Annotated in this window: 3 protein-coding genes and 1 tRNA gene; 1 reads left to right on the forward strand and 3 read right to left on the reverse strand. The window is 35.0% G+C overall.

What is annotated here, in order from left to right; genetic code table 11:
• Nucleotides 1–12 precede the first annotated feature (12 nt).
• A tRNA-Met gene (locus H4J57_RS18970) sits at nucleotides 13–89 on the forward strand.
• 374 nt (nucleotides 90–463) lie between these two features.
• On the opposite strand, the gene H4J57_RS18975 is transcribed toward H4J57_RS18970, so the two are convergent.
• From H4J57_RS18975 to H4J57_RS18985, 3 genes are all read right to left on the reverse strand, one after another.
• Nucleotides 464–1,528, reverse strand: coding sequence for a metal-dependent hydrolase (locus tag H4J57_RS18975; RefSeq protein ID WP_182243919.1), 1,065 nt, complete (start codon nucleotides 1,526–1,528; stop codon nucleotides 464–466).
• A gap of 333 nt (nucleotides 1,529–1,861) precedes the next feature.
• Entirely contained in the window at nucleotides 1,862–2,689 is an 828-nt protein-coding gene (locus tag H4J57_RS18980; protein WP_395881227.1) for a prohibitin family protein, read from the reverse strand.
• Nucleotides 2,690–2,991: 302 nt separating this feature from the next.
• Nucleotides 2,992–5,102: hypothetical protein (locus H4J57_RS18985; protein ID WP_182243920.1), on the reverse strand; the 2,111-nt coding region annotated here is incomplete at its 5' end.

Raw genomic sequence — 5,102 nt, forward strand, 5'->3', positions numbered from 1 at the left:
AGGACATTCGGACGCGGGATGGAGCAGTCTGGTAGCTCGTCGGGCTCATAACCCGAAGGTCGTCAGTTCAAATCTGGCTCCCGCAACCAACTTAAGATATAAGTATAAAATCAGGTCGTCAGTTCACTTTCGAAAGATATGGGCTCTCACAACAAACTTTAACTCAAGTATAAAGAGTGTCTGTACTGAAAGTCGTCACTTCCTTATTTAAAAACATTCTCCGATACAAAATCAAAATTTCATTGTTAAATAATATTTAGTCACTCTATAACTAAAATATTTTCTAATACATATTTATTTAGTACAAAAAAATCATCATATTAAATTTAACATTATTTGCTGTCTATCCTTTTAAAATTTAATAATATTCTTCATTATTCGCTTTAATTAGAGATAACCGCTAATAAGCTAACGCCTGGGATAAGTAACCAGCTAACCATACACATGAAGTGTACTCATCTTATTAAACTTTCTTAGAAAATAAATTTTTACTGTTAACACAAACACCGTTTTCTTTAAGAGGCGACAAAGAAACTGATGGATCCCATATTCGCTGCCAAACACCTCCAAGCATACTAAAATCAGGCCTAGCACTTACCTTTTCAGTATGACTCTTAACAATCCCCATACTCGTTTGCTCGCCAACAATAAAATTAAACACATAACTACACTCCACACCCATGCGTAAATCGGATAAAACAATATACTGCTCTGCTTGTTTTACTGAATAAAAGCCTTTCGTGAACCATTGTAGTCGTTGCACATCCCATTCATCTTTAATATTAGTAAGCAGAGAGTCTGACGATTGATATGCTTCTAGACTTACCTCAGATACTGAGTCAAACACAGAGACATAGCCCTCGTAATATTGACCATCAGACATAACCAATACCCGCCAAAGTAGCGTAGAAAAAGGCGCAGGTGTACTCAAATAATGATGTGTTTTTATCTGTCGATCGTTTAACGCTGTTGTGACTTTATCGTCTATGTAAAGCTTTGCCATCAAAGACCAACAGATATAAAGTGTGCTTATCGCTAATGCAAAATTATTGATTTTTAAAGCACTTGCCGGTTTAACTCTGGGCAGAAAAATAACAATAAACGCAAACAATAGCGGTAAGGTATACATGGGGTCAATGATAAACAAATTAGAGACCGCAAACGGATATTCAGTAATAGGCCACAGCAATTGCGTACCGTAAACAGTGAAGCTGTCCAAAACCCCATGAGTAGACAAGCACAAAAATACCAACACAAACCAGTGTTTCTTATAAATGGCTGTAGCTTGATGACATTTGGTTATTAACCAGGCAATTAAAGGGCTAATAAGCAACTGTACTAATAACGAGTGGCTAAATCCTCGATGGTAAGTAAAAGCTTCAACATCACCGCTATAGGGTAAGAATACATCTAAGTCAGGCAATGTACCTAAAACGGCACCATAAATAGCTGCTTTAGGACCAACTTTATTACCTAATACCGCATAGCCGACCGCGCCGCCCAAGACAGCTTGTGTTAATGAATCCATAATGACCTTGCCGATTTAACAATTATTATTCTAATACGCCTTTATCTACAATTCTAGATCAATTGAGACAGCAAATTTTCTTTGGTTTTTCATACTGTTTCAATGGTTAATAAACTATATTCATTCAGTTTACTGACAATTTTAACAAGAAGCTTGTTGTTCATAGAGCGTTGACATGACATAAACTTTCTATGGCATTGAACTCATATAATATACTCATGACAGAGATAGAATAACTAAGGTAATGATTAACATCTTGTTCGGCGATCAAAGTTTCATTATTCCTAGATAAAAAAACCGCAATTAAGCGGCTTATATTATGATGCAGTAGACTTATTTTGCTCTCATATCTAATATTGGCATATTACTACTACCTAAAATTGTTGCTGGAAGCTTACCATCCCAGTTTTGAGCTTCTGTTAGCTTAACAATTAAAGGGTTGTTACCCAGTGCTTTAGCTTTAGCCGTAATCGCTTCAGCTTCAGCTAAGCCTTTAATTCGAATAGATTCAGCTTCTGCTATAGCAACGAGCTTAATACCATCTGCTTTTGCTTTTGCCGTATTTACGTCACGTTGCGCTTCTAAATTTTGACGTGCGAGTTTATGTTTCTCCGCATCAGCTAGATTTTTTTCTGTTTGCTTAGTCTCAATAGAAGTTAAGTACTTAGCCGGTAATTGAATGTTTTCAATTTGAATGTTATCAACAGTAACAGGAAAGTCTTTCATTTCTTCGATAAAGCTTGCTTCAATCGCTTGAATGGCACTTGCTCTATCTTGTATTAATTTTTCTGCATCATACTGTGGGATAACATCTTTAGTGGCAGATCTAAAACGAGGATCAAGAATTCTATTTTCAAATTGCTTTAAACCACCGTATTGACGAAAAAGTTCAAGCGCAGCTGTCTTGTCTACCGTCCAGTTAACTGAAACAATAACAGTTACTGGCATTTGCTCTTTAGTACTTGATGCCATTTTTTCTTCATTTTTTCGTGTTCTGACTTCTATCTCTTCAACGCTATCAATAAAAGGCACTTTAAAGTGTAAACCAGGGTTAACCTGCTCTTTGGCTTCACTGAAGCGTTTGACAATGCCGATATGCCCTTCATTGACGGTGTAAACAGAGCTGAAAAATAGGGTAACAGCAATCGCCACTGTTATTATTGATTTAGTTGGGATATTTAATTTTTCTATATTCACTTTTCTACCTCAGAGGCTTAATTAGGTGCCCATATTTAAAGACACATTCGTTAAATATTACAGCATGTTATTCGCTATGCAGAGACCATAACCTTTTAAGTGACATAACGTCAAACTTACACCCGAGTGAACCAGCTCTGCAAGTCTAAACAATCGATAAAATTAACCATTAGTAAGTTCAACTTATCAGTTAGGTGAACTCAAAAGTGTTGTATTAATATTTTTTCTGTCGGCCATTCGACAAAAGTTAATGGGTCTGTTGTCATTTATGTGGCATTAGCAATCATCTTAATAGCAATATCAGTTAAATCGGTCACTTCTCCGATGCCGATAGTACTTTCTAACTGAGTTTCCAGATCATCCGCTAAGTCTTTATCTAGACTTTTTAAATAACTGATTTCGTCACGGTAATACATGTTTTGCACTTTATCACTTCTTTTCAATTCAACTTTTAAAATTGCCGGTTTACCGTGATTAGATACTTTCTGGGTATATTCTTTCAATTGGGCAGATTTTTTCAATACTGATAAATCACGATACCAAAAGGAATACTCTTCTTTATCATTTTTATCTTTAGGTAAAACAAGAATATAAAATGCACGAGCAGGTAATTCTTTATAAGCAAGTACCGCAATAATTGATAAGCAAGAATCTCTAAACTTTTGATTGCTTAATAGATTAAGAATAATTTCTTCACTATTTTCATTTTTATAGACAAGGTGCTTAAGTGCAGAGTTACCACTAAAGCTCGCCGCATTAATATATTGTTGGTGCTTAGTTGCTTTTAAGTAGAATGGAATAGAGAAATGATTGTGTGCATATATATTCCTCATCGCTTTCTGCAGACCATAAATACGACTACCGCGTTTTCCGCAGGCTTCAAGGGTATCAACATGTTGATAAATATATTTTCTTATCGCCCTGCAAGCTAAATGTTTACTTTCAATTGTATTCATTAATAATCGAACAGCCCCATGGCTGTCATAACCTAAAACAATATATTTCTGTTTTTGTAGTGTTCTATCTTGTTCAGAAAAAGGTACGGTTAATTCAATTTCAATTTCTTCACCGGCTTTAAATTTAGTTTCTTTTACTAGGCTAACTAACAAACCTTGTATAGAGATATTTTTAGTTATACCGGGGATATGAGTAACAACATTATTACTGCGTGTAATTGCCATTTTAAAAGATAATACAAAGCGGTCTTCACCTCTAGAATCATCATTTTCTGCCGTTACAATTTCGGTTTCATCAAGTGAGTCAACTGGACTCAGTTGAAAACGTTTTGGTAATAAATTTTCTAATTCAATGATGTCTTCGCTGACCGGCCGATGTATTGTTTCATACAAGCTAGTAATATCTGATAAGGTGATCATATGATCGCAATTACTGATCATATCTAGCGCCGCTTTCGGGATAGCCCTATTTAACACAGCCATCTTAGGATGAACATGACAAGGCAAGGCAGACGGAACATAAGCATCTTCTACAGAATTAATAAACGATGAGGATATTTTGACTACTCTAAAAAGGCTATTTTTGAAATAATTATTAAAAACAGCTTTGACGCTTCTATTATTAACAAAATCGTCATACCAAATAAGGGAATAAATGAAGGTATCTTTATATTTAGATTTTAATATAAAAGCATATTTATCAACCGTATTCCTCTCATTTAACGCCTTTTGTATTTCTTCGTTACCCAGTAGTACGGGTAAGTGAAAATTTTCATCTGTATCACTAAAAAACCGCCAAAACTCATCATTACCCGATGTTTTCATCGCAACTTTCGCACGCCATGCATTATTATTTTTATAACATAGTAACGGAATGTCGTGAGTTTTATTTAGATACAGTTGCTCGTAACCTTTAGAGGTAACAGAATCAAACAAAGGGGTGATAAATCGTTCTGTAGGACCAATAATAGCCAATTTTTTTTGTCTTAGGTAATGAGCAAACAAAACCCGCATTTGCTGATCTGTTAATGGACTTGAAAATTTCAATAAGTATTCAAACTTATTTGCAGAAGATTTTTGACTATCAATAATAACAAATCCGAGTTCAAGCTCTTCAGTGAAATCTATTTCGGTATGATGGTCATATAGCCACAGGTACACTTTATTTGCTATAACACCTGCTATTTCGTGAGAGGTCTGGATAACAACTTTTTGATTATTCATCTTCTCAATGTTAGCCGTAATACCTACCTCTTTTTTCCCTTGCGCGGTCATCCCCATAATAGGGTTGATAAAGACTTTACAAGCAGAGTTAAGTTTTTTAAGTTCGTTAATTATTCTATTTTTATTTACTAAGGGTTTAGGTTCGGTTTTATCTATTTTAAATTCTGAAAATTCACTTTCACTTTCACTTTCACTTT

Source organism: Colwellia sp. BRX8-7, assembly GCF_014077275.1.
Lineage (GTDB): Bacteria > Pseudomonadota > Gammaproteobacteria > Enterobacterales > Alteromonadaceae > Colwellia_A.

Excerpts from the sequence above, each read along its gene's own strand:
- H4J57_RS18975 (WP_182243919.1), bottom strand. The coding sequence starts at position 1,528 with ATGGATTCATTAACACAAGCTGTCTTGGGCGGCGCGGTCGGCTATGCG.